Genomic DNA, 2,270 nt, shown 5'->3' with positions numbered 1-2,270 from the left:
TTACAAATGGAAAAGTATTTGGTTAATAATGGTTATGGAGTAGAGATTGCATCATCTTTTTACGAAGCAAGCTATAAGATGAATGTAGATATGGATGTGGCACTATTGGACATAAATCTACCAGATAAAGATGGTCAGCATTTGATAGAGAGATTAAAAGATAAGGACATAAGAGTTATTGTAACAACTGTAAAAAATGATGAAGATTTTATAATTGAGTCTCTAGATCAAGGAGCAGACGACTATTTAACTAAACCATTTTCCCTTGCAATATTAAGGGCAAGAATTGATGCGGTTTTAAGGACAATGCCTATATCACAAGATAAAAGTATATCTTATAAGGATATAAAAATAGATTTAAATCAGTCAAAAGTTTATTTTAAGGGAAATCTGGTGGATTTAACTTCGCTAGAATATGAGATCCTAGTCTTACTTATTAAAAATCCTCACAGAGTTTATACCAGAAGTCAGCTGCTTGAAATGTTCTGGGAAGATAGGGATAAGTTTGTAAATGACAATACTCTCACATCAACTATTAAGAGAATAAGAGAAAAAATTGATAGAGAAGTTATTACTACTGTCAGAGGAATCGGATATAGGATGGATTGAGATGCTATATATATTTTGGATAATAAGCCTGGGACTTCTCTATTATTTTTTAGAGTCAAGAAAGAAAAATAGAATAAATGAGCTTATAGATCTAATAGAAAATATGAAAAATCAGGACTACAAAATTCCTATGAAGCAAGATGATTTTTCAATTTTAGAAGATAAAATTTACAAACTTTTTATAGAAATAGTCGAAGCCAAAGAGATAAGCACAAAAAATAGTGAAAAGCAAATTGAATACCTAGAAGATATCGCCCATCAAATTAAAACTCCTATTACATCTATGCTTTTTTCCATAGAAAATTTGGAGATGGACTTTCCAGATATTGAAGATATAGAGATTTTAAAAAGGCAAATAATCAGATTAAACTCCCTATCAGATATTTTGCTTAAACTATCAAGCCTTGATGCAAACAAAGATCTTATGAAAAAAGAACAAATTCGTTTAGATGAATTAGTGGATTATGCTTTAGATAGTTTAGATTTAAGGAAGTTTACCAATGTAGAAATAGAGAAGAGTTTGAAGGAAAATAGTATTTGTGGAGATTTTTATTGGCTGGCAGAAGCTATCATCAATATTATAAAAAATGCCGTTAATAGACCGACTTGTGATAAAATCGTGCTTTCATCATACAAAAATCCCCTCTATACAAGCTTAATCATTGAAGACAATGGTGGAGGAATAGAAAAAGAGAATATGAAAAAAATCTTTAAACGCTTCTATAAAACGCCCGACTCAAACGGTTTTGGAATTGGTCTTGCTATGGCGAAGACAATTGTCGAAAAAAACAATGGGGAGATTTCTGTTTCAAATATTGATGCTGGAGCAAGATTTGAAATTAAATTTTATAATGTCACCTAAAAATCACTTTACTTTTATATGCTTACCTTGACATAAGAAAAAGGAGGCAAGTATGGAAATATTAAAAGTTGAAAATTTAAGAAAAGAATACGGCGAGGGCAATTCTAAGGTCATTGCCTTAGATGGTGTCAACCTTGAAATTGAAAGAGGTGAATTTGTCGCCATTGTTGGACCAAGTGGGTCTGGTAAATCAACACTCCTACATATCATAGGAGGAGTAGATAGTCCAGATGATGGAAAGGTTTATATAGATAGTAACGACATCTCAAAGTATTCTTCCAAGGAATTAGCCTACTTTAGAAGAAGAAAAGTCGGACTAATTTATCAGTTTTATAATTTGATTCCCAACTTAACGGTTCGTCACAATATAGAACTTCCATTAAAACTTGATAAAAGAAAAATAAATCAAGATGAATTTTCAGATATAGTAAAAAAACTTGGCATAGAAAGTAAACTTGACTCTTTTCCAAGTGAGCTTTCAGGAGGTCAGCAGCAAAGAGTTGCCATAGCTAGAAGTCTTATCTACAATCCATCTATCATATTGGCAGATGAACCGACTGGAAACTTGGATAGAAAAAATTCTAAGGAAATAATTGAAATTTTTAAATATTTTAACAAGACTTTAAAACAGACGATTATCCTAATCACCCATGATGAAGAAATAGCCTTACAAGCAAATCGAATTATTACAATAGTCGATGGAAAAATTGTAGGAGATGAAAAAAATGAATAAGAAGAATTTTCCTATTTTTATTTCCTTATTTATTGTAAGTCTGTTTTTTACTGTGGTTTTTTATTA

The 2,270-nt window shown here is 30.9% G+C and carries 3 protein-coding genes; all 3 read left to right on the top strand.

Going from position 1 to position 2,270, the window contains the following annotated elements:
- Positions 1 to 609 (top strand): response regulator transcription factor (locus HMPREF3045_RS02920; protein ID WP_070737013.1); only part of this gene is annotated, 609 nt, incomplete at its 5' end.
- Between the two features lies 1 nt (position 610).
- Positions 611 to 1,471, top strand: coding sequence for a sensor histidine kinase (locus HMPREF3045_RS02915; protein WP_070737012.1), 861 nt, complete (start codon positions 611 to 613; stop codon positions 1,469 to 1,471).
- A 52-nt stretch (positions 1,472 to 1,523) separates the two neighbouring features.
- Complete coding sequence (locus HMPREF3045_RS02910; protein ID WP_070737011.1) at positions 1,524 to 2,204, top strand: ABC transporter ATP-binding protein; 681 nt, start codon at positions 1,524 to 1,526, stop codon at positions 2,202 to 2,204.
- Positions 2,205 to 2,270 lie beyond the last annotated feature (66 nt).

Source organism: Anaerococcus sp. HMSC075B03 (assembly GCF_001815585.1).
Lineage (GTDB): Bacteria > Bacillota > Clostridia > Tissierellales > Peptoniphilaceae > Anaerococcus > Anaerococcus vaginalis.
The sequence above is the reverse complement of the archived record's forward strand: the minus strand, read 5'-3'. Positions and strand labels throughout refer to the sequence as shown.